General features: G+C 60.7%; 23 protein-coding genes. 7 read left to right on the forward strand and 16 right to left on the reverse strand.

Features of this window, described 5'->3' with window-relative positions; genetic code table 11:
• Positions 1–11 precede the first annotated feature (11 nt).
• The 8 genes from DOM57_RS07585 to pdxY form a co-directional block, all read right to left on the reverse strand.
• The gene (locus DOM57_RS07585; RefSeq protein ID WP_110648625.1) at positions 12–437 is read right to left on the reverse strand and encodes a tripartite tricarboxylate transporter permease; all 426 of its coding nucleotides are present in this window, start codon (positions 435–437) and stop codon (positions 12–14) included.
• A gap of 24 nt (positions 438–461) precedes the next feature.
• Positions 462–929 carry a tripartite tricarboxylate transporter TctB family protein gene (locus DOM57_RS07590; RefSeq protein ID WP_162619469.1) on the reverse strand — a complete coding sequence of 156 codons (468 nt, stop codon included), beginning with the start codon at positions 927–929 and terminating at the stop codon, positions 462–464.
• A gap of 71 nt (positions 930–1,000) precedes the next feature.
• Positions 1,001–1,975 carry a tripartite tricarboxylate transporter substrate binding protein gene (locus DOM57_RS07595; protein ID WP_110648627.1) on the reverse strand — a complete coding sequence of 325 codons (975 nt, stop codon included), beginning with the start codon at positions 1,973–1,975 and terminating at the stop codon, positions 1,001–1,003.
• A 51-nt stretch (positions 1,976–2,026) separates the two neighbouring features.
• Entirely contained in the window at positions 2,027–3,196 is a 1,170-nt protein-coding gene (locus tag DOM57_RS07600) for a mandelate racemase/muconate lactonizing enzyme family protein (RefSeq protein WP_110648646.1), read from the reverse strand.
• Between the two features lie 13 nt (positions 3,197–3,209).
• Complete coding sequence (locus DOM57_RS07605; protein WP_162619470.1) at positions 3,210–3,875, reverse strand: GntR family transcriptional regulator; 666 nt, start codon at positions 3,873–3,875, stop codon at positions 3,210–3,212.
• 273 nt (positions 3,876–4,148) lie between these two features.
• Positions 4,149–4,550: a MerR family transcriptional regulator gene (locus tag DOM57_RS07610; RefSeq protein WP_110648629.1), complete on the reverse strand. Its 402-nt coding sequence runs from the start codon at positions 4,548–4,550 to the stop codon at positions 4,149–4,151.
• Between the two features lie 125 nt (positions 4,551–4,675).
• Complete coding sequence (locus DOM57_RS07615; protein WP_110648630.1) at positions 4,676–5,548, reverse strand: DUF72 domain-containing protein; 873 nt, start codon at positions 5,546–5,548, stop codon at positions 4,676–4,678.
• Between the two features lie 10 nt (positions 5,549–5,558).
• A complete protein-coding gene (pdxY, locus tag DOM57_RS07620; protein WP_110648631.1) occupies positions 5,559–6,431 on the reverse strand; it encodes a pyridoxal kinase PdxY in 873 nt (290 codons plus the stop codon).
• 210 nt (positions 6,432–6,641) lie between these two features.
• Between pdxY and mltA the strand changes: the two genes are divergently transcribed.
• Positions 6,642–7,883, forward strand: coding sequence for a murein transglycosylase A (gene mltA / locus DOM57_RS07625; protein ID WP_239496149.1), 1,242 nt, complete (start codon positions 6,642–6,644; stop codon positions 7,881–7,883).
• A 131-nt stretch (positions 7,884–8,014) separates the two neighbouring features.
• Here the strand turns inward: mltA and DOM57_RS07630 are convergent, their stop codons facing one another.
• The 4 genes from DOM57_RS07630 to DOM57_RS07645 form a co-directional block, all read right to left on the reverse strand.
• Entirely contained in the window at positions 8,015–9,001 is a 987-nt protein-coding gene (locus DOM57_RS07630; protein WP_110648632.1) for a DUF3618 domain-containing protein, read from the reverse strand.
• The gene (locus DOM57_RS07635; RefSeq protein ID WP_110648633.1) at positions 8,998–9,426 is read right to left on the reverse strand and encodes a phage holin family protein; all 429 of its coding nucleotides are present in this window, start codon (positions 9,424–9,426) and stop codon (positions 8,998–9,000) included. Before DOM57_RS07635 ends, DOM57_RS07630 begins: the two co-directional genes overlap by 4 nt.
• A gap of 108 nt (positions 9,427–9,534) precedes the next feature.
• Positions 9,535–10,113 (reverse strand): hypothetical protein, encoded by a 579-nt coding sequence (locus tag DOM57_RS07640; protein WP_162619471.1) that lies wholly within the window; start codon positions 10,111–10,113, stop codon positions 9,535–9,537.
• 325 nt (positions 10,114–10,438) lie between these two features.
• A complete protein-coding gene (locus DOM57_RS07645; protein ID WP_110648635.1) occupies positions 10,439–10,981 on the reverse strand; it encodes an HdeD family acid-resistance protein in 543 nt (180 codons plus the stop codon).
• Positions 10,982–11,064: 83 nt separating this feature from the next.
• Here DOM57_RS07645 and DOM57_RS07650 point away from each other — a divergent pair, with 83 nt between their 5' ends.
• Positions 11,065–11,982: an oxidoreductase gene (locus tag DOM57_RS07650; RefSeq protein ID WP_110648636.1), complete on the forward strand. Its 918-nt coding sequence runs from the start codon at positions 11,065–11,067 to the stop codon at positions 11,980–11,982.
• Positions 11,983–12,037: 55 nt separating this feature from the next.
• Here DOM57_RS07650 and glmS read toward each other — a convergent pair whose 3' ends face one another.
• Together glmS and DOM57_RS07660 are read right to left on the reverse strand one after the other, a co-directional pair.
• The gene (gene glmS / locus DOM57_RS07655) at positions 12,038–13,867 is read right to left on the reverse strand and encodes a glutamine--fructose-6-phosphate transaminase (isomerizing) (RefSeq protein WP_110648637.1); all 1,830 of its coding nucleotides are present in this window, start codon (positions 13,865–13,867) and stop codon (positions 12,038–12,040) included.
• A 5-nt stretch (positions 13,868–13,872) separates the two neighbouring features.
• Positions 13,873–14,658: a DeoR/GlpR family DNA-binding transcription regulator gene (locus DOM57_RS07660; RefSeq protein WP_110648638.1), complete on the reverse strand. Its 786-nt coding sequence runs from the start codon at positions 14,656–14,658 to the stop codon at positions 13,873–13,875.
• A gap of 213 nt (positions 14,659–14,871) precedes the next feature.
• Between DOM57_RS07660 and DOM57_RS07665 the strand changes: the two genes are divergently transcribed.
• From DOM57_RS07665 to DOM57_RS07685, 5 genes are all read left to right on the forward strand, one after another.
• On the forward strand, positions 14,872–15,309 hold the full coding sequence (locus DOM57_RS07665; RefSeq protein WP_110648639.1) for a RidA family protein: 438 nt from the start codon (positions 14,872–14,874) through the stop codon (positions 15,307–15,309).
• A complete protein-coding gene (locus DOM57_RS07670; protein WP_110648640.1) occupies positions 15,306–15,974 on the forward strand; it encodes a DUF1028 domain-containing protein in 669 nt (222 codons plus the stop codon). The genes DOM57_RS07665 and DOM57_RS07670 overlap by 4 nt, the downstream gene beginning before the upstream one ends.
• A 127-nt stretch (positions 15,975–16,101) precedes the next feature.
• Complete coding sequence (argE, locus tag DOM57_RS07675) at positions 16,102–17,250, forward strand: acetylornithine deacetylase (protein ID WP_110648641.1); 1,149 nt, start codon at positions 16,102–16,104, stop codon at positions 17,248–17,250.
• A 38-nt stretch (positions 17,251–17,288) separates the two neighbouring features.
• Complete coding sequence (locus DOM57_RS07680; RefSeq protein ID WP_239496150.1) at positions 17,289–18,371, forward strand: DUF1615 domain-containing protein; 1,083 nt, start codon at positions 17,289–17,291, stop codon at positions 18,369–18,371.
• 258 nt (positions 18,372–18,629) lie between these two features.
• Positions 18,630–20,165 (forward strand): DASS family sodium-coupled anion symporter, encoded by a 1,536-nt coding sequence (locus tag DOM57_RS07685; RefSeq protein ID WP_239496151.1) that lies wholly within the window; start codon positions 18,630–18,632, stop codon positions 20,163–20,165.
• 18 nt (positions 20,166–20,183) lie between these two features.
• Here the strand turns inward: DOM57_RS07685 and lpcA are convergent, their stop codons facing one another.
• Together lpcA and glmU are read right to left on the reverse strand one after the other, a co-directional pair.
• Positions 20,184–20,762, reverse strand: a complete 579-nt coding sequence (gene lpcA, locus DOM57_RS07690; RefSeq protein WP_110648644.1) for a D-sedoheptulose 7-phosphate isomerase — start codon at positions 20,760–20,762, stop codon at positions 20,184–20,186.
• A 24-nt stretch (positions 20,763–20,786) separates the two neighbouring features.
• Positions 20,787–22,154, reverse strand: a complete 1,368-nt coding sequence (gene glmU / locus DOM57_RS07695; RefSeq protein ID WP_110648645.1) for a bifunctional UDP-N-acetylglucosamine diphosphorylase/glucosamine-1-phosphate N-acetyltransferase GlmU — start codon at positions 22,152–22,154, stop codon at positions 20,787–20,789.
• Between the last annotated feature and the right edge of the window lie 57 nt (positions 22,155–22,211).

Genomic DNA, 22,211 nt, shown 5'->3' on the forward strand with positions numbered 1-22,211 from the left:
CGGGGACCACCTCACTCCAGCGCCACATTGGCGATGGTCGAGGAAAGACTCGCCAGCAACAGGATGCCGACCACGCCACCGACGAACGAAGCGCACACGCTCATGCCCAGCGCTCGACCGGCTTCGCCTTTCTTGGCCAACGCATGCCCATCGATGACCGTCATCACCGCCGGTGCATCTCCCGGTATACCCAGCAAAATCGAAGTGACCGAGCCGCCGAACATGGCGCCATAATAAATTCCCCCCAGGCAGGCAATCGCCGCGGTGCCGTCGAACCCCACCGCAACGGGTAGCATGATCGCGACCCCGGCGGAAGGGCCAAGACCAGGCAATACACCGACGATCAACCCGATGACGACTCCAAGCAGTGTCGCCAGCAATAGATGCCACGTGGCAGCGTTCGCGATCCCTTCCGCGAGCAAACTGAAGCTTCCCATTGGTGTCTCCTGACGTGGTTTTGCTTATAGTCCCCAAACCCCTTCGATCAAGGGGACCTGCAAGTAGCGAGAGAATAGGAAATAGGCAACAAACGGGAAAAGACACGATATCGTGCCCAGCTTCACGATAAACCTCGCGGTTTTGTCATCCTCGATGACCAGGCCGATGAGAAAGATCATGATGGCACTACCTATCAGCATTCCCAAGTAGGGAGCGGCCAGCAAGAACCCAACGATGATAGCTACGATAACGAGAGATTTAACGACGCTCTTCAAATCGAGTTCGTTCTCGATGATCTCCTTACCCTTCATGCTTCTCAGTAGATTGATTGCTCCGAGAACGATCATCCCTATCGAGGCTATCAGCGGGAAAAAACCGGGACCAGGAGCATTCCTGACCCAATAGCCATATCCAATAGCCTCAAATAATATATAAACACCCAAGATTATGGTTAATAGGGAAAAGAGCCTATCCAGAAGCCTTATGCTCATGTTCGCCACCATGGATACTGTTCAAGCAAGGAAAGAGGGCGCAAGTCACCTTACGCCCCTGAGAGCCTGCACTACTCGATAAGCCCAAGCTTCGTCATCATATCCTTGTAAAGGTTATTGGTTTTGGCGATCTCCTGGGTAAACTCATCGGCACCCATGAAATAAGACTCGTCCTTGAAGCGATTCAAGTACTGCTCTTTCCATTCATCGCTGTTGGCGACTTTTTTCAGAACGTTCTCCCAGTAGTGAACGGCTTCCTGTGGTACGCCGGCAGGCATGACGATACCGCGCAACTGAGTGTGCACGACGTTGAGCCCTTGCTCCTTCAAAGTGGGAACGTCCGGCAGGGACTGAATACGCTCATCCGTGCTGACGGCGATCGCTCTCAGCTTACCCGCCTCGACCTGAGGCAAGACCTCACCCGGATTGCCGAACATGAAATCGATATGCTTGCCGAGAAGCGCTGCCATTGCATCGCCTTCGCCATCGAAAGGAACCGCATCGATCGTGGTCCCGGTCTCCTCCTGCAGCATTTGCGACAGCAGAGCGGCATCGGATACCACACCCACCGTGCTGGTCGACAATCGATCGTGAGACAGCAAGTCGTCCATCGACTTGATATCCGAATCCGAGCGGACGACCAGAAGATAAGGTGACATGGCAATAGCCGCGATCGGCGTGAAGTCCTCGTAATTGACAGGCGACGCGCCTAACAGTGGAGTGGTGAAAAAGCTGACGCTAACAGTACCCAGCGTATAGGGATTGCCATGCTGATCCGCCAATTGCTTGTAGCCAATCGCACCACTCGCACCAGGCCTGTTTTCGACGAGGATGTTGGTGGTAACCAGGTCGAGATCCTGGATGACCTTGATGATCGTTCTCGAAAGAACATCGCTTCCTCCTCCCGCACCAAAGGGGACGATAAATTTGATATCCTTGTTCGGATAGGATTCATTCGCCCAAGCATAGCTGCCCACGCTCGTTACCATTAATGTTGTTATAAATGCTGCGGTACCAAGAAGTTTTAGTGCTGGCGTGATTTTCATTGTAGTCTCCTGAAGAGGATTACTATCTATATCGTCAATACGTATTTTCGATTATTTCACCTCCTCGATACTTTCTCTGAGCAAATAGCCATGGGCGTCACGTCCCGTCAGCAGGCTTTCACTGGGATCCGTAATTCGGGCATTGCTCAGGTTGTCGTAGTTGGGAGCAAAGCCAAGTCCCGGTCGTCCTGATAGAGACATGGTTCCATCAACTGGATCCGGAGTCCCGTTGAAGAAATGTTTGCCGGTCTGCCACATGCCATAATGGAATTCGACCGGGCCGCCATTCATCACGCCACAGAGCAAATGCATATTGAAAATGGGCCATCCACCACCGTTGGCCAATGGTAAATTAAAGGCTTGCGCCATATGCGCAACTTTCAGCGATTCCGTATATCCACCGTTATAGAGGACGTTGGGTTGGATAACATCCACGGCTTGATGCAGCATATGTTCGCGGTAACGCCACCGGTTACCTTCCATCTGTCCTGCGGCTACCGGGACTGAAGTCTGTTTTCTGAAGTCTGCCAGTGCCCTGGCATCGTTTTGTTGGATGGGTTCTTCGAACCACATCACATTGCAATCCTCGATGCCCCTCGCTAGTAAGCGAGCGTCGTGGGGATTGAACCAGCAATTGGCGTCGATCATGATGTCGACATCCGGTCCCACCGCCTCGCGTGTCGCCCGAACGCGCCGGACATCGTCACGCCATGTCCTGGAAGGCTCGCCGCCGACCACCATCTTGAGCATCTTGTGTCCGTCGGCCAGGAATTTTTTCGCATATTCGGCCAGTTGCTCTTCATCGAAGAACGGATAACCAAATGTTGCGTAAGTGGGCGCCCAGTTGCGATATCCGCCTAATAGTTCATGGATCGAGCGGTTCTCCTTCTTGCCGCGGATATCCCATAAAGCGATATCGATAGCAGACAGGGCATTGGAGATGACGCCTGTATATGTCCTGATATTGAGGTGTGTCCACACATGAGCGTGAATATCTTCCGTATGATAGACATCCTTTCCGATTAGCGCGGGTTTCAGATGGTTGTCGATACAGGAAATGATGGGCCATGGCAACATCGAGCCAGTAATACCGAAACCATTTAGCCCTTCGTCGGTCTCGACTTCGACGAAAACGAACATCCGACTTTCAATGGATTTCCCGATATTGGGAAGATCGATTTCATGACGATGCAGCGTAGCTTTGATGTCTGTAATTTTCATGAATAACTCCGATCTATGAATGGGTGCCATCCCCATCTTCATTGATGCGCTTCAGCCAGCGCTCCTTGCCGGCGAGGACATGTTCCTCACCGCGTTTTCTTGCTTCGTCGGCATCTTGATTTTCTATCGCCTCAATAATGTAAGCGTGCTGCTTGATGGTTATTTCCGGGTCCAGAACCGCGAACCGATGCGCATGAGTTTCCTTGACGAGTCGGTTGTATACCTTGTGAGCGGTTTCATTTTCTGCAAGCTTGGCGATGAGCTCATGGAATTCGAGATTCGTCTTGTAATATTCTTCCGAGTTATTGGCTTCTATTGCAGACTTCATTTCCTCGTTCAATTTTTTCAACTTTGCTGCGCCGCCTTCATTGCATTTCTGCGCTGCAAGCTGGCACATGAACCCTGTCAGAAGAGCCCGGAGGTCATAGATTTCATATAACTCCTTGGGCGTGACCTGCCTCACGACGACACCGCGTCCGGGAGACGAGACGACCAGTCCATCTCTTTCCAGCGCTCGGCATGCTTCCCGGACTGGCCCCCGACTTAGGCCATATTTGACGGAAAAACGATGCTCGTTGAGTCGTTCTCCTGGCTTGAGTTCACCGTTCAGGATCATCTCTTCGATCTTTTTGTAGGCAAGGACGGAAAGTTTTTCTCCACGCTTAATTGCTTCTGCCATTGAAATCTCCTTATGGCGCAATAGCATCATTGTAATCAGTAAACTGTCAACAGTTTACTGTAGACAAAAGTCTAAACAGCGACTACGACTTTAGTCTCTCAATATGCAAATGACTAGACGTTAATTTCCCATTAAACCGGAGAGAAATTTACTCAAGTAGTTGTTTAAAAAGGTTTTATGGAAATCAGGTAAAGTTTGGAAAAACTTGTCAAAATTTTGAATAGACTAAAGTCTAAGTTAGACCGCGCTGGAAAACGCATCCAAGGAAGTTATTCAAGAATGCTTTTCAGTTGCCTTCAACTCCCCCAACGCCTCCTTACACCTCTCTTCGACCTGATCCAGCTCACGCTGCATCGCGCAGATATCTTCGAGCTGGCGTTCGAGGTTGGCGCGTTTGTCGGCGAGGATCTCGAGCAGGCGCTCGAGTTGGCGAATGCTGCCGTCGTGACGGGTGTCGTAGAGGTCGAGCACTTCGCGGATCTCGACCAGGGAGAAGCCGAGGCGTTTGCCGCGCAGGGCGAGCTTGAGGCGGACGCGATCCTTCTCGCGGTAGATGCGGGTCTTGCCGCGCCGCTCGGGGGAGAGCAGGCCTTCCTGCTCGTAGAAGCGGATGGTGCGGGTGGTGACGTCGAAGTGCTGCGCCAGTTCGCCGATGGAGTAGGTTTGGCCCGACACGGTGAATATCCTGTCATGTTTTTCTTACCATATCGCCGTTTAACCTTTACGTGAAGATCAACCGACACAGGTCTATGCCGCTTGGGATGGATCGTCCGGTTATCAACAGACGGATTCAGATACCTCTAGAACAGCGATACCTGTCGCTCTCCCGGGAACTCCGCCAGCGGTGGGAGTTCGATCCGTTCGGCCAGGCGTGAATAGAATGTACGGGCCAGTTGAGGAGCCTGGCGGTTGTCCGGCGTATGCACAAAGAGGAAAGGGGTTTTCCCCTGTTTTATCCACAGGCTAAGGCGTTCGATCCAGGGTTCGAAGCGGGCCAGGTTGATGCCTTCGTCGAAGTGGCCGATAAAGCGGATAACAGGACGATTTGCCGTGGAGAGCACGTGTAGCGGGACTTTTGGCTTTTCGTCCTGCGCCTTGGCGAGCCGGTTGTCAAGCCCTGCGGGTGTGGCGAAGAGCGCGCGAACATCGAGCATTACCCGGTTGACTTCTTGACTTATCAACAAGCGGTTTAATGCCTGCTCGGGCGTCCCTTTGTGGAAAAAATCACTATGACGGACCTCGACCGAGCAGGGTATCTCCCGTGGCCAGTGAGTAAGTAATCGCTCCAGTGCGGGGAGTTCAGTTCGATCGAAATCGCGTGGCAACTGGACCATGATCGGGCCGAGCCGATCCTTGAGCGGGGAGAGGCGCTCGAGGAAATGCTCGAACTCGTCGTCGATCTCCCGCAGCCGTTTGGCATGGGTCAGCTGGCTGGGCAGCTTGAAGCAGAAACGGAAGGTGGGCGGTGCCTGTTCGGCCCAGGCCGCCACGGTTTCCGCCTTGGGAATGCCGCTGTAGAAGGTGGTGTTGCCTTCCACGGCATTGAATACGCTGGCGTAGTCGCGCAGATCCACGTCGCCATGGGCGGGCAGCAGGCTGCCCTGCCAGTCGACGTTGGCCCACATCGCCATGCCCAGGTAGAGCGGCGGCGTGGCTTGAGAATTCAATGTCATGTCCGAAGGCTCAACGCAGTTTTTCGGCGTGCAATGTCACCGTCGGCGAGACGATATCCTGCTGTGCGGCGATCATCGCCAGTTCGCGGGTGCCGGCGCGGCGGGTGTGTTCGAACAGCATCTGCACGGCGGCGGCGGTCTGTTCCAGCGCACGGGCGGGACCTTCGTCGCCGAGTCCGGCACGCAGGCTGTGGGCAAGGAACATCGCGGCGGTGAAATCGCCAGCGCCGTTGGGCGGGATGGCGAATTCGATCTTGGGCGTGGCGATCCGCCAGCTGCCGCCGGGGGCGTCGACCAGCATGCCGATGTGTTTCTGGTCGTCACCGGCGATTTCCAGCGAGGTGACCAATACCACTTTCGGTCCCTTGGCGCGCAGCGCGGCGGCGGCTTCCAGTGCACCCTCGAGTGTGTTCACTTCGCGCCCGGCGAGAAACGCCAGCTCGAACTGGTTGGGGGTGACGATATCCGCACGAGCCACGGCGTAATCGCGCATCCATTCGGGGATGCCTTCGCGCACGAAGAAGCCACGGCCGACATCGCCCATCACCGGGTCGCAGCAGTACAACGCCCGCGGGTTGGCCTGCTTGACCCGGTCGACGCTGTCGAGCACCGCGCGGCCGATGCCTTCGTCGCCCATATAGCCGGAAAGCAGCGCATCGACGCCGCCGAGCCCGACCAGGGATTCGACGCCATCCAGCACGTTTCTGAGGTGATCGGGAGTGAACACCTCGCCGGTGAAGGCGCCGTAGCCGGTATGGTTGGAGAACTGGACGGTGTTGATGGCGGTGACTTCCAGCCCCAGCCGCTGTAGCGGAAAGACAGCGGCGCGATTGCCGACATAACCGTAGGCCACGTGGCTCTGGATGGAGATGACATGCGTCATGGCAAGGTCCTGCCGCGAGTGGAAAAGCACAGTGTAGAGGATGATGACAAACGTCACGAGCGATGGCCAGGCAAGGCGAAATCCGCCGAAAAAGCGCAGTTTACGAGGGTGTAAATGAGCATTTTGAGGTGGATTTCAACGCCGCATGGGCGAGCGCAGTAGTTTGTCGGCGTTCTCGTGCAATCATCCCTTCACGTTACGTGCAGGGGCATGGCGGAGATGGACGACCTTGACCGCTCGACGCCGCCGGATGGCGACGATATGCTCGCTGCAGTTTTCGTTCTCGTCGAGATACCGTTCAAGGAATATACCTGCATGACGTCGCACGCCGGCCGGGCCACCATGCCGTTTCATTCTCGTTTCTCGCTGCCGCTGCTCGGTTGTCTGTTGCTGCTGTTGCTGGTTGCCGGCTGTACCAGCGCTCCGGCCCCGACGACTTCCCCCGGCGGCAGCCCCGAAGCCAAGGTCGAGCGCAAGGAGCGGGTCACCGATTGGCACAATCTGCCGGGCTGGAGTCAGGATCAGCCAATGGCGGCCTGGAGCGCCTTTCAGGAAAGTTGTTCGCGGCTGAAGCGCAAGCCGCTATGGAAAGAGGTATGCGAGGATGCCGAGTCGGTGGATCCACTCAATGCCGAGGCGATCCAGCAGTTCTTCGAAACCCGCTTCACGCCCTACCGGGTGACCAATAGCGACGGTAGCGCGACCGGCCTGATCACCGGTTACTACGAGCCGATCCTGCGCGGTTCGCGGGTGCGTGGCGGGCCGTACCAGACGCCGCTCTATCGCTATCCGAAGTACTGGAAGAAGCATACCCATGTCGGCCCGACCCGCAAGGAACTGCTGCGCAGCGGCGATCTCGCCGGCACCGAACTGGTATGGGTCGACGATCCGGTCGAGGCCGCCTATCTGCAGATCCAGGGCTCCGGCAGGATCGAGTTGACCGACGGCAGCACCATGCGGGTCGCCTACGCCGGCACCAATAACCAACCGTTCCGCTCCTTCGCCAAGCGCCTGATCGAGCGCGGCGAGATCACCCCGGCGGAGGCTACGCTGCCGGGTGTGCGGGCCTGGGCACGCCAGCATCCGGATCAGGTGGACGAGATGCTCAACGTCAACCCCCGCATGGTGTTCTTTCGCGAACTGGATGGCGATGACGCGCTCGACGACACCAGTGGTCCGATTGGCGCTCTCGGCGTGCCGTTGACCTCCGAGCGCAGCATCGCGGTCGATCCCAGCGAAATTCCCCTCGGTGCGCCAGTATTCCTTGCCACCACCCAGCCACTCTCCAACCTGCCGCTGCAGCGCCTGATGGTGGCGCAGGATACCGGCAGCGCGGTCAAGGGCGCGGTGCGCGCGGATTTCTATTGGGGTCACGGCGACAGTGCCGGCGAGGCCGCCAGCCGGATGAAGCAGCGCGGCGAGATGTGGGTGCTGTTGCCCAGGACATACTGAACCGGCGTCACCGCATTGCCACGGAACAAGGCGGTTCAAGCCCAAGAACCGAGAGTCTGGCTCCCGGTTCCTGCTGGCCGCCCGGCGGCTGGCATATCGCCGCCAACCTCACGTTGCAAAGGTTCAACCGGCTAGCGTTCATCGTCCGAGCGCGAATTGTCGCCGTGCGATCCGGGCTGGCGAAGCGTGCTTTCCCCGGAGGCTCGCCGTTCGTCCGATTCAGTCGCCTCCATCGCGGAGCCAGGCGTCGTGGCCGACAAAGGCACGGTGGCCGAGTTCGTGCTCCCCGAATCGGAAGGGCGACTAGCGCTCGAACTGCCGTCTGATCCAGCGGAGCCCTGGCGGGCGTCCTGGCTGTCGTTCACCTGCTCGGCCTTCTCATGTACCTTGGCGCGAGCCTCATCGGCATAGCGCTCGCCCTCTTCAGCGGCCCGGTCGAGCGCCTTGTCACGTATCGCTCCCATGCGTTCGTCTTCGGTACGCGTCGTGGGCAGCAGGCCGCCGATGGCGGCGCCGGCCGCGATACCCAAGGCGGCGGCCATTATCGGGTGTTCCTGGATGAACTGTGCCGTCTGCTGGCTTGCGCTCTTGGCCCTGTCCGACATGCCGTGCATGGCCTCGCGTGAACTGGCTCTGACCCGAGAGGTACGCCCCTGCATGCCGCTGGCCATACCATGGGTTCGGTCCTTGATGCTATCCGACATATGCTGCGCCTTTTCCTTGGCAGCGCCTACCCGGCCTTGACCGTGGGAGCCGCCATGACTCGTGCCACTCATTGAGACACTCGCCGATGTCGCCGGACGATGTCCTCCGAAATCATGCGAAGCGGTGCTGCCGAACTGGGGCCGCTTGTTCGACGTGCGTTGCGACCAGATCAACCAACCCAATCCGACACTGGTGACGAGGAACGGAGCCGGATTGCGCTTGATGGTCTCGCTCAGGTTGGCTGCAAACTCGTTGGCACCTCCATGGCGCACGTAGTCGAACGCACTATTGACCAGTTGTTGAGGAGAAAACCGCTCCTCCATTTCGCCGAGAGTCTCGTCCAGTCGTTCACGGTGTTGCTTGATGTCCGATTCGATCTCTTCGGGCTTGCGCTGGTTTTGCCGATCGCTCATTTCAGCTGCTCCTTAGCCTGGCCTTTATGCTGCTTCGCCATGTCCTGATCGTTTCTGAGACTGTCTATGGTCCTGTTGGGTGCCAATTGGGTGGCCTTCAGCTTTTTCTTGCCGCTCTGCAGCATAACGAACCCGACAATGACGACGATGACGCCGACAATCAGCGCGGAAAGCCAAGGGGTCTGCAGGAACGTATCCAAGCCGAACACCGCCGAGGCAAGCAAGACGAGAAAGCCGCACATGAGGACGCCGCCCGCTGCCGCGATGAAGCCGATACCCGTGCCTAGCTGCTTGACTTTCTCGCGCATCTCCGCTTTGGCGAGTTCGGTTTCGTCACGAATGAGGGCCGTGATTTCATGGGTCACACTAGAGACAAGCGAGCTGAATGACCCACTCTCTCCCGTGTTTCTATTTTCTATATCCATGCTTAGCCTCCCTGGCTATTCAGTGAATCGTCTTTCGAGTTCAACGATCTTTCTCTCTACTGCACCGTCGCTAAAGCGCCCACCGCGCACTAGGGAATCTGTGATCACTCAATAGACGCTTTTATCCATGGAATCGGTCGCTGTGTTCGAACCTGACGAAGCCGTGCCACCATCGGTCTGGGTAGCATTCGTCTCTTCATGTTGCTGCGAGTCATGCTGTTGCGAGCTGTTGAAAAAACGTGCCAGGAAAAACCCGGCAGCAACCGCGCCACCCAGAAATAGGGCGGGTTGCCGGCGGCTATAGCCCTGAACCTGCCCCATCAGGCTACCGAGATTCTGCTCACGCAATCGCTGGGACAGGGCATCCGTACAGCGGGCCATATTGCTGGCGCAGCTCGAAAAATAACGCTGATCCTGCTCGTCGAGATTCTTTGCCATGTTACGGAGAGCCGCCGACAGGCCTTCCGCCTGCTCCGCCGCTGTCCCCTTTTGCCGTTCGAACATATCCTCGGCCTTCCGGCGCGCGGCATGTTTGACCTCATCGGCCGTCTCTCGCCCCTTTTCCTTCATGTCGGACTGATGTGACGAGTTGGCGGAGCCCGCTTCGGCACCATGAGTAGAACCGGGTGCCCCGGAACCATAGGAAGAAGATGTGTGTGAGTTTTCCCGATCTTCTGTATTAGCCATGTAACGACTCCTATTGAATGAAACTCGAGCTGGGCTTGTCGTTGAAAGCGCAAAACGTCTAGCTTCATAAAATAGTTTTCATCAACAAGGGGTCAATAAACCTATTTATATAAACCGAAGTATTTCCAAGCCTGAAAGCGTGACATTAGAAAAAGTAAAGCCAAAACTGACATATTATTTAAATGGGTTAATAAAAGATTTATCCGGCGTAAGCCAAGAGAAAATGCAGAAATCAGGTTCGATACCTATCGAAGCGAAGAAAGAAACGAAAGCGGCCGGAGACGACGACGGTCTCGCCGGCCGCTGCCCTTGGGTCGTTGTTGATCTACAACAATTTACGCAGCCGCAGCGCCGCCATCACCTGCACGATGCCGTAGAGCAAGGCGAGAATGCCGATCCATAGCGCGGTAACCACCAGACCGCTGAGCGGGCTCGCCACGAAGGCAATCCCCAGTAGCAAGGCAAGCACGCCACTCAGTACGGTCCAGCCTTCTCCCGGCAGATGTCGGCGCACTCGCAGACCCAGTACCAAGCGATGAACGCCGGCGACAATTAGCCACATACCCAGCAGTACCAGCAGGGCGCTGGCCGTGGAGAGCGGGTCGAAGATGGCGACCAGGCCGAACAGGATCGAAACCACGCCGTAGAACACCAGCCAGCCCCTGGCGAAGCCGCCGGACGAAGTGGCCAATGTAAACAGGCTGGCAATGCCTTCGGCCAGCGCCATGACGCCCATGATCCAGGTCAGGGCAGCGATCGCGGTCAACGGCTGAAAGACGGCGATCAGCCCAAAAACGATGGCGATGATTCCGTACGCCATCAAGATCCACCAACCGCGCCCCAGCAGACTTCGTGTCGGGTTTGCCATCGTTCGCTCCCATTGATATGCCACCATTAACATAGCAAAAGGTAGGGAATATCGGTCTCGACCCCATCCAGGAGAACGCCACGATGAGCGACATGTCGACGCAAACGGCCCCGTTGGCCGTGGTGACCGGCGCCACCGCCGGGCTCGGGCTGGAGACGGCCAAGGGCCTGGCCGCGCACGGCTATCGGGTGATCGTCGCCGCACGCAACGCCGACAAGGGCAAGCTAGCCTGCCACGCGATCCGGACCCATCGGCCAGGCTGCGACATCCGCTTCGAATGGCTGGATCTTAACAGTCTCGAATCGGTGCGCCAGTTCGTCATGCGCCTGAGGCAAAGCGAAACCTCGCTGGAACGGCTGATCAACAACGCCGGCATCATGGCGCCACCGAGACGCGAGCGCACCGAGGAAGGCTTCGAGCGCCAGTTCGGGGTCAACTATCTCGGCCACTTCCTGCTCACCAGCCTGCTGCTGCCCTTGCTCATCGCCGCCGAATCGCCCAGGGTCGTCCAGCTATCGAGCCTCGCCCATCGCAGCGGGGACATCGACTTCGACGACCTCAACGGCGACAAACACTACGACCCATGGCGTGCCTATCGCCAATCCAAGCTCGCCATGCTGCTGTTCTCCCAGGCACTCTCGAGGCGCAGCGAGGAACACGGCTGGGGGCTACTCAGCGTCGCCGCTCATCCCGGTCTTTCCCGCACCGCGCTGTTCGATGCCGGGATCAAGAGCCGCGCCCTGATCGGCCAGGCGTTCAAGCTGGTGGTGCCGCTGCTCAGCCAGTCCGCCGCCGAAGGCGCCAAGCCCACGCTGCACGCCGCGCTCGCCGACGACGTGCGCCCCGGCGACTATTTCGGTCCCGACGGCTTCGCCGAAACCCGAGGAGAACCCAAGCGGGCCCATCGCAGCGCCGCAGCCAAGGATCAAGCAGTGGAAGATCGGCTGTGTGATGTTTCCTGTGAGCTGACCGGGGCGGTGTGGTCGCCGTCGGCCGGTTGAGCAACTGGCGCGACGGCTCGCGCCCAAACCTGGCGGCGGTGGTTTATAGCGGGCCTCACTCCACCGTGACGCTCTTGGCCAGGTTGCGCGGCTGGTCGACGTCGGTGCCCTTGAGCACGGCGACGTGGTAGGAGAGCAACTGCAGCGGAACGGTGTAGACGATCGGGGCGAGACATTCGTCGACCCGCGGCACGTGGAGCACGCGCAGGTTGTCGGTGGCGGCGAGCGCCACGCCTTCGTCGGCGAAGACGAAGAGTTCGCCGCCGCGGGCGCGCACTTCCTGCAGGTTCGACTTGAGCTTCTCCAGCAGTTCGTCGTTGGGAGCGACGGCGACCACCGGCATGTCGGCGTCGACCAGTGCCAGCGGCCCGTGCTTGAGCTCGCCCGCCGGGTAGGCCTCGGCGTGGATGTAGGAGATCTCCTTGAGCTTGAGCGCGCCTTCCAGGGCGATCGGGAACTGGGTGCCACGGCCGAGGAACAGCGCGTGGTGCTTCTCGGCGAAGGCTTCCGACAGCTCGGCGATCGGGCTATCCATCTCGAGTGCCCGTTCGAGTACCGCCGGCAGGCCGCGCAGCGCCTGCACCAGCGCCGCCTCGCGTGCGTCGCCACGCTCGCGGCGCAGCGCCAGGGTCAGCAGCAGCAGCGACACCAGTTGGGTGGTGAACGCCTTGGTCGAGGCAACGCCGATCTCCGGTCCGGCCTGGGTCATCAGCGAGAGATCGGATTCGCGGGTCAAGGAGCTTCCCGGGACGTTGCAGATCGCGAGCGAGCCGAGATACCCCAGGGTGGCGGCATAGCGCAGCGCGGCCAGGGTATCGGCGGTCTCGCCGGACTGGGAAAGGGTGACGAACAGCGTGTCCTGCGGCACCACCACGTCGCGGTAGCGATACTCCGAGGCGACTTCGACCTGGGTCGGAATGCCGGCCAGCTTCTCCAGCCAGTAGCGCGCCACCATCCCGGCGTGGTAGCTGGTGCCGCAGGCGACGATGTGAATCTGGCGGACATCCGCGAACAGCGCCCCGGCATCGACGCCGAAGCTGCTTTCGAGCACGTGGGAGCCGCTCAGGCGCCCTTCCAGGGTGGCGGCGATCACCGCCGGCTGCTCATGGATCTCCTTGAGCATGAAGTGGCGATAGTCGCCACGACTGGCGGCGCCGTCACCATGTTCGAATACCTGCAACGGGCGGGTGACGGGGCGTTGCTCGGCATCGAACACCTCGATGCCCCCGCCATCGGAGAGGCGCACCACGTCGCCTTCGCGCAGATAGACGAAGCGGTCGGTGACCTGCAACAGCGCCAGCGGATCGGAGGCGAGGAAGTGCTCGTCGATGCCGACCCCGACCACCAGCGGGCTGCCCTTGCGCGCGCCGACGATCTCCCGAGGCGCATCGGCATGCATCACCGCCAGGGCGTAGGCGCCGTCGATCCGTGCCAGCGTCTGCTGCACCGCCGCCAGCAGATCATGGCGTCGTTCGAAGGCGCGCGCGACGAGATGGGCGACCACCTCGGTGTCGGTCTCGGACTCGAACATCACGCCCTCGACCTCCAGCTCGCGCTTGAGCGGTTCGAAGTTCTCGATGATGCCGTTGTGCACGATCGCCAGTCGCCCGGCGGCAAGGTGGGGATGGGCGTTGGCCTCGGACGGCTTGCCGTGGGTCGCCCAGCGGGTGTGGGCGATGCCGATGCGGCCGTTCAACGGCGCGCGTTCGAGCTTCTCCTCCAGGGCCGCGACCTTGCCCAGCGCACGCTGGCGGTGAAGGTGCCCGCCGGCATCCAGAACCGCCATGCCGGCACTGTCGTATCCCCGGTATTCGAGCCGTTTGAGTCCTTCCAGCAGGATGCCCTGGACGTTACGCGCGGCCAGCGCGGCGACGATTCCACACATGTCTGTCAGCTTCCTTGATCGTTGTCCCCGGCCTCGGCCACCACCAGCGTCACCTCGTGGCGTTCGATGGCGGCGGCCGCGGCATCCTCGATGCGCCAGTCGGTGACCAGCGTGTCAATGCGCGCCCAGGGCAGTTCCAGGTTGGGAATGCGGCGGCCGATCTTGTCGGCCTCCACCATGACCACCACCTCGCGGGCGACCTCGGCCATGACCCGAGTCAACCCGAACAGTTCGTTGTAGGTGGTGGTACCGCGTTCGAGATCGATGCCGTCGGCGCCGACGAACAGCTGGTCGAAGTCGTAGCCGCGCAGTACCTGTTCGGCGACCTGGCCCTGGAAGGATTCCGAATGGGGGTCCCAGGTGCCGCCGGTCATCAGCAGTGCCGGTTCCGACTCCAGCTCGCGCAGCGCGGCGGCCACGGTCAGCGAGTTGGTCATCACCACCAGCCCGCGCAGGCCGTTCAGTTCACCGATCAGCGCCGCCGTGGTGGTACCGCTGTCGACGATGATGCGGTTGTGCTCGCGGATGCGCGCACGTGCCGCTCGGGCGATGGCCCGCTTGCCGGGCGAGAGCGACGGCACGCTGTCCCCGAGCATCTCCTGGGGCAACGGGGCCGCGCCGCCGTAGCGCCGCAGCAGCAGTCCGCTGCGCTCCAGCACGTTGAGATCCTTGCGCACCGTCACTTCGGAGATGGCGAAGCGGCTGGCCAGCGTCTCGACCGAGGTTTCACCCTGGGCGTTGACGTGGGCGAGGATGGCGTGGCGGCGTTGGGCCGTGTCGCGTTTCGGCATGATGTCGAATAGACTTCGTATCGATCTTTTTTAATTTCGATTTGAAAGATAACTAAGATCGAATCAAAACCCACACAGAACGATTCGTCAAGTTTTGTCTTACCATGGCCACTGCATCGGTTTTTCCTATCCGCTGCAACGGATAAGGCGATTTTCCCTATGACGTCGCTGCGATTAGTGTCGGAACGACTTTCCCGTTGGCCGGAGCCCGACATGAGTTCCCCTTCCCGCGTGACCCACACACGCATTCGCATGTTCAACACCAAGGACACCTATCCCAACCAGACCCTGGACAACGATCTCTGCCAGGCCGTCTGCGCCGGCAATACCGTCTACGTCCGCGGCCAGGTGGGTACCGACTTCGACGGCAACCTGGTCGGGCTCGGCGATCCCCGGGCCCAGGCAGAACAGGCGATGAAGAACGTCAAGCAACTGCTGGAGGAAGCCGGCAGCGAGCTCTCGCATATCGTCAAGACCACCACCTACATCACCGATCCACGTTTTCGCGAGCCGGTCTATCGGGAGGTGGGCAAGTGGCTCAAGGGGGTGTTCCCGATCTCTACCGGGCTGGTCGTGGCGGGACTGGCCCAGCCCGAATGGCTGATGGAGATCGAGGTGATCGCGGTCATTTCTCAGGAGGGCGAGGCATGACCTTCTCCATCGCCGCGGTCGACCGCGACACTGGCGAAACCGGCTGCGCGGTCAGTTCGTCGAGTATCTGCGTCGCCAGCCGCTGTGCGTTCGCCGCTTCCGGCGGCGCGGTACTGACCCAGAACGTGACCAATCCGGCCCTGGGCCCTCGAGCGTTGTCGCTACTGGCGAACGGCTTCGCGCCCCAGGAAGCGCTGGACCGGTTATTGAGGGACGAACGTGCGCCGCAATGGCGCCAGTTGCTGATCGTCGACTCGCTTGGCCGCAGCGCCGTGTTCGATGGCGACAAGGCTCTCGGCGTGGTCGGACGGGCCGACGGCGACGATTGCGTCGCGGCGGGCAACCTGCTGGCTTCCAGCCAGGTCCCCCGGGCGATGGTCGAGGCATTCGAGACGGCCCGGGGAGGGCTGGCCGAACGCCTGATCCTGGCGATGGAGGCGGGTTTGGCCGCCGGTGGCGAGGCCGGACCAGTCTACTCCGCCGGCCTCAAGGTGGCACGCCCCGGAATCGATTGGCCGGTGGTCGACCTGCGCGTCGACTGGCACGAGACCCCGATCCTGCTGTTGCGGGAGTTGTGGCGACGCTACCAGCCGCAGCTCGAGGACTACGTCACTCGCGCCGCCGATCCGGACGCCGCGCCGGGTTATGGCGTGCCGGGAGAGTGAGCAGGAAGAGTAAGCCGGCGACGCTCTCTCGCCGAGGGCTGGCATTGGCAGCGGGCATGGCGGCATCATAGCGGCACAATCATTCCTATTCCGCATCCCTATTCCGCATCCCTATTCCGGAGTGTTCATGGACAGCCGCGCCCTGCTGGAAAAGCTCATCGGTTTCGATACCGTCAGCCGTGAATCCAACCTTGCCTTGATCGAGTTCGTGCGCGATTACCTCGCGAGCCACGGCGTGAATAGCGAATTGATCCTTAACGATGAGGACAGCAAGGCCAACCTGTGGGCGACCATCGGCCCTACCGATCGCGGCGGCATCGTGCTCTCGGGCCATACCGACGTGGTTCCGGTGGATGGCCAGCCATGGACGGTGGCCCCGTTCGAGATGAGCGAACGCGACGGCAAGCTCTACGGTCGCGGCACGGCGGACATGAAGGGCTACCTCGCCTGCGTGCTGGCGGCGGTACCGGCTTTCGCCGCCGCCGAACTGAAAACGCCGATCCATCTGGCGTTCTCCTACGACGAGGAGGTCGGCTGTCTCGGCGTGCGCTCGCTGATCTCGATGCTCGAGGACAAACCGCATCGCCCCATCGCCTGCATCGTCGGCGAACCGACCGAACTCAAGCCGGTGCTCGGGCATAAGGGCAAGCTCGGCGTGCGCTGCCGGGTGCACGGCGCACCGTGCCACTCGGCCTATGCCCCCGAAGGCGTCAACGCCATCGAGAATGCGGCGAAACTGATCACCAAGCTCACCGAGATCGGCGAGCGTCTGGCGGATCCCTCTCGCCACGACGAGCGCTTCTATCCCCCTTTCTCGACGGTACAGACCGGCGTGATCGAGGGTGGCCGCGCGCTCAATATCGTGCCGTCCGAATGCCGCTTCGACTGGGAGGTGCGCTCGCTGCCCGGTTTCGATGCCGGCGAGGTGGAGCGCGAGATGCGCGGCTATGCCGAAACCGAATTGATTCCCAAGATGCGGGCCGTCGTCGCCGAGACCGATATCGTGTTCGAACCGCTGCAGGCCTATCCGGGGCTGACAACGGCGGAAAACAGCGACGTGGCACGCCTGATCGCCACCTTGGCAGGACGCGACGATTTCGGCACCGTCGCCTACGGCACCGAGGGCGGGCTGTTCCACCAAGCGGGCATTCCCACCGTGGTCTGCGGTCCCGGCTGCATGGATCAGGGCCACAAGCCCGACGAGTTCATCGCCATCGATCAGCTCGAACGCTGCGACGCGATGATGCTGCGGCTGGTCGGGCATTTGAGTGCATGAGAAGTGTCGGATTCCGATCCAGACGACATTGGGCACCGGTGCTGATTCTGGTATTCCTTGCGGGCTGCGGCATCCAGGCGCCACGGCCGGGCTTCGAACAACATCCGGCCACGGTCAGGAGCGAACTCGTATCGCTGATCCCGGCCACCACGCAGGATCGCGAGGGCTGGGCGACGGACATCACCGCCGCCTTCTCGACCCAGAACCTGCCGGCCACGCGCGACAACCTCTGCGCGGTACTGGCGGTGACCGCGCAGGAGTCGACCTATGACGCCGACCCCAGCGTGCCCAACCTCTCCGCCATCGCCCGCGAGGAGATCGAACGCCGCGCCGGCGCACTGCACATTCCCGGCTTCCTCGTCGACGCGGGCCTGAATCTCGAATCGCCCACCGGCGAGACCTACGACCAGCGCCTCGACCACGTCACCACCGAGCGCGAGATGAGCGAGATCTTCGAGGACTTCATCGGCATGGCACCGCTCGGCCGCCAGCTCTTCGGCGGCCTAAACCCGGTGCACACCGGAGGGCCGATGCAGGTCAGCATCGATTTCGCCGAGAACTATCTCAAAAACGACGCCAACGACTACCCCTATCCGGTCGACGACTCGATTCGCCACGAGGTGTTCACCCGCCGTGGCGGGCTCTATTTCGGCATCGCCCACCTGCTCGGTTACCCGGCCCACTACGACCGCATGATCTACCGCTTCGCCGACTACAACGCCGGCTGGTACGCCAGCCGCAATGCAGCGTTTCAGGCGGCGGTCAGCCGGCTTTCGGGCATTTCGCTGGCACTGGACGGCGATCTGGTCATTCCGGATTCGCGCCGGGCAGGCCAGACCGAACTGGCGGTGCGCGCACTGAAACCACGCCTCGGCCTGGATGATGGCGAGATCCGCGATGCGCTGGAACGCGGCGACTCGCTGGCGTTCGAGGACACCGCTCTCTATCGCAAGGTATTCGAACTGGCCGAGCGCCGGGAGAACGAACCGCCAGCGCACGCCCGGCTCCCGGGCATCCGCCTCGAAAGCCCCAAGATCACCCGCAACCTGACCACGGCGTGGTTCGCCGAGCGGGTCGATGGGCGGTATCAGCAGTGCATGGAGAAAGCACGATCAGGCTGATGAAGTATTCACGGCTGGACGGCAGGTCAAGCAACACCATCGGATAGGTTTCGAGATCCGATATCCACAACTTCATCGCGTTCTCCCAACTGGAGCATGCGGCAATGTATCGCGGCCGTTGCGGTGGGTTTTTCCCAGGGATTCTTTAAATTGGTAAAGGCCGATGATCAGACTTCATCCCGGTGTCGAGCAGTCGGGTCGCTCCAGCCTTGTCGATGCGCCTGGGAAAGAAGACATGACGATGCCCTGGAGACACTATTGAAAACCGATATTCGCGGCGCATTCAGCTATTTCAAACGGGCCGTGCCCTTTCGCATCGTCCCTGCCCTCATAGCCACCGCAGTCCTCGTCATCCTGCTGCTGATCCCCCATCCCGAGGGTCTGACACCGAAGGCCTGGGGGCTGGTCGCGATATTCCTGACCACCATCGTCGCCATCATCCTCAAGGTCATGCCGATTGGGGTGATGGCACTGATGGCGATCGTCATCGTCTCGCTCTCCCAGGTCACGGCGGACTCCGCCTCGGGGGCCATCGGCGACGCCCTGAGCAGCTTTTCCAGTCCGTTGATCTGGCTGATCGTGGTCTCCATCCTGATCTCGCGGGGACTGAAGAAGACCGGGCTGGGCGCGCGGCTCGGCTTCTGGTTCATCTCGCTGCTGGGCCGAAAGACGATCGGCATCGGCTACGGGCTGGCGATCAGCGAACTGATCCTGGCGCCCTTCACCCCGAGCAATACCGCCAGGGGTGGCGGCATCGTCCATCCGATAATGAAGTCGATCGCCGGCGCCTTCGAATCGGACCCGGAAAAGGGCACCCAGGGCAAGGTCGGCACCTATCTCGCGCTGGTCAACTATCACGCCAACCCGATCACCTCGGGGATGTTTCTGACCGCCACCGCGCCCAATCCGCTGGTGGTCGATTACGTGGCGCGGGCTTCGAACCAGAGCTTCCATCTTTCCTGGAGCACCTGGGCGCTGTGCATGCTGCTGCCGGGACTGGTCTGCATGCTGCTGATGCCGCTGGTGATCTACCTGCTCTCGCCGCCGGAGGTCAAGCGCACGCCCAATGCCGTCGAATACGCCAGGCAGGAGCTCCGGGAGATGGGGAGTTTCCATCCGAAGGAGAAGGTGATGATGGGCACTTTCGCGCTGCTGTTGGTATTGTGGGCCGATCTGCCGGCCCTGCTGCTCGGCGGCGTGTTTTCGGTCGATGCCGGCGTGCTCCACTACCTGAGCCTCAACTCGACCACGGTGGCGGTGCTGGGGCTGTTCGTGCTGCTGGTGACGGGAACCCTCGACTGGGACGACGTACTCGCCGAGAAGAGCGCCTGGGATACGCTGATCTGGTTCGGCGCCCTGGTCATGCTGGCCGGACAGCTCAACGCGCTGGGGGTGATCTCCTGGTTCGCGAATGGCCTGCAACAGGCCATCGTAGCCAGCGGTATCGGTTGGCCGTGGGCGGCGGGCACCCTGGTACTGGTGTTCGTGTTCTCGCACTATCTGTTCGCCAGCACCACGGCGCATATCAGCGCCATGCTGCTGGCGTTCCTCACCGTCGGCGTCAACCTGGTCCCGGCGCACTACGTCGTGCCCTTCCTACTGCTGATGACCGCCGGTTCCACGATCATGATGACACTGACCCACTATGCCACCGGCACTTCGCCGATCATCTTCGGCAGCGGCTACGTCACCCTGGGCAAGTGGTGGGGAGTCGGCCTGGTGATGTGCATACTGGAGTTGACCGTGTTCGCGGTCGTCGGCCTCGGCTGGTGGAAGCTGCTGGGTTACTGGTGAGCCCGTGATGTCCAGTGGCTATGCCATCAATCGTTCGATCAGCAGAATGATGATATGGATCGCCTTGATATGAACTTCCTGAATTCGATCGGCGTAGCCCGAATGCGGTACGCGAATCTCTACGTCCGTCATGCCGGCAAGTTGTCCACCATCGTTTCCTGTCAGCAGAATCACGTGCATCCCTCTGGCCCGGGCAGCCTCGACTGCGGCGATGACGTTTCGCGAATTGCCCGAGGTAGAAAGCACGAAAAGCACGTCGCCTGGCTGGCCCAGTGCTTCAACGTAGCGTGAAAAGACACTTTCGAAGCCGTAGTCATTACCGACACAGGAAAGATGACTTGGGTCGGAGATGGCTATTGCCGGCAATGCCGCACGATCATCTCGAAAACGGCCGGTCAGCTCTTCCGCAAGATGCATCGCATCACAATGGGATCCACCATTGCCGCAGGAGAGCATCTTGTGACCGGATTTGAAGCAATCAGCCAATAGTTCGGCAGCTTTCACGATCGCGCCCATCTGACATTCGTCGCGGCTGAATCGCGCCAGCACGCTGGCCGCTTCATCGAATTGCTGTGCCACGATTGCTTCCAGTGTCATATTGGCAGATCCCTCACGCATTGATCAGTCCTTCGGTATTTTCACCGGCCGTTGCCAGCCCTGTTTGACCACCTGGCGGCTGCGGCCGATGGCCAGTTCGTCATCTTCCACCGCTCGGGTGATGGTGGAGCCGGCGGCAATGGTGGCGCCGCTGCCAATGGTGACCGGAGCGACCAGCGAGCTGTTGGAACCGACGAACACCGCTTCGCCAATCTGTGTACGATGCTTGTTGGCACCGTCGTAGTTGCAGGTGATGGTGCCGGCGCCGATGTTGGTGTCGCGGCCGATCTCGGCGTCGCCCAGGTAGCTCAAGTGGCCCGCCTTGACGCCTTCACCCAGCGTGGCGTTCTTGGTCTCGACGAAGTTACCCACATGCGCCTTGGCGCCCAGTCGGGTGCCGGGACGCAAACGAGCGAACGGGCCGCAGTCGCTGCCCTCGCCCATTTCGGCGCCCTCCAGATGACTGTTGGCCTTCACCACCGCGCCACGACGCAGGACGCTGTCCTTGATCACGCAGTTGGGGCCGATGATCACGTCATCCTCGATCGTGACCGCACCTTCGAGGATGACGTTGACGTCGATCTGGATATCGCGCCCCACGGTGACCTCGCCGCGCAGATCGAAGCGCGCGGGATCGGACAGCGAGACACCCGCCGCCATCAGTCGCTCGGCCTGGCGACACTGATAGGCGCGTTCCAGTGCCGCCAGTTGCCGGCGGTCGTTGATCCCTTCCACCTCGATCGAAGAGGCCGGTTGGGTGGCCTGGATCTCGATCCCATCGGCGGCCGCCATGGCGATGACGTCGGTCAGATAGTATTCGCCCTGGGCGTTTTCGGCGGAGAGCCGCGGCAGCCAACGGCGCAGTTGCTCGGCGGTCATCGCCATGATGCCGGTGTTGCATTCCTGGATGGCACGCTGTTTGGCATCGGCATCCTTGTGCTCGACGATGGCGACGACGGCATCGTCATCGTTGCGCACGATGCGGCCATAGCCGGTGGGATCGTCGAGGTTCACGGTCAGCAGCGCCATATGCTGCGCGTCGACCCCTTCCAACAACGTCCGCAGGGTCTTCGGCTGGATCAGCGGCACATCGCCATAGAGCACCAGCACCTTGCCGTCGGAAAGGGAATCCAGCGCCTGGGCCACGGCATGGCCGGTGCCCTTCTGTTCGCTCTGCTCGCAGAAGTCGAGTTCCTTTTCGGCCAGCGCCCGACGCACCGCCTCGCTGCCATGACCGACCACCACGTGCAGGCGGGCCTCCTCGAGGCTCGCGGCGGTGTCGACGACGTGCCGGACCAGCGGCCGGCCCGCCAATGTGTGCAGCACCTTGGGCGTTTTGGAGCGCATGCGGGTGCCTTGGCCGGCGGCCAGAATCACGACGTCGAGAGTCATGGGAGTCGTCCTTTGATCAATGGAAACTAAGCGTCATTCTACTGTGGTGTTTCGCAA

This window comes from Salinicola peritrichatus (assembly GCF_003206715.1).
GTDB classification, from domain to species: domain Bacteria; phylum Pseudomonadota; class Gammaproteobacteria; order Pseudomonadales; family Halomonadaceae; genus Salinicola; species Salinicola peritrichatus.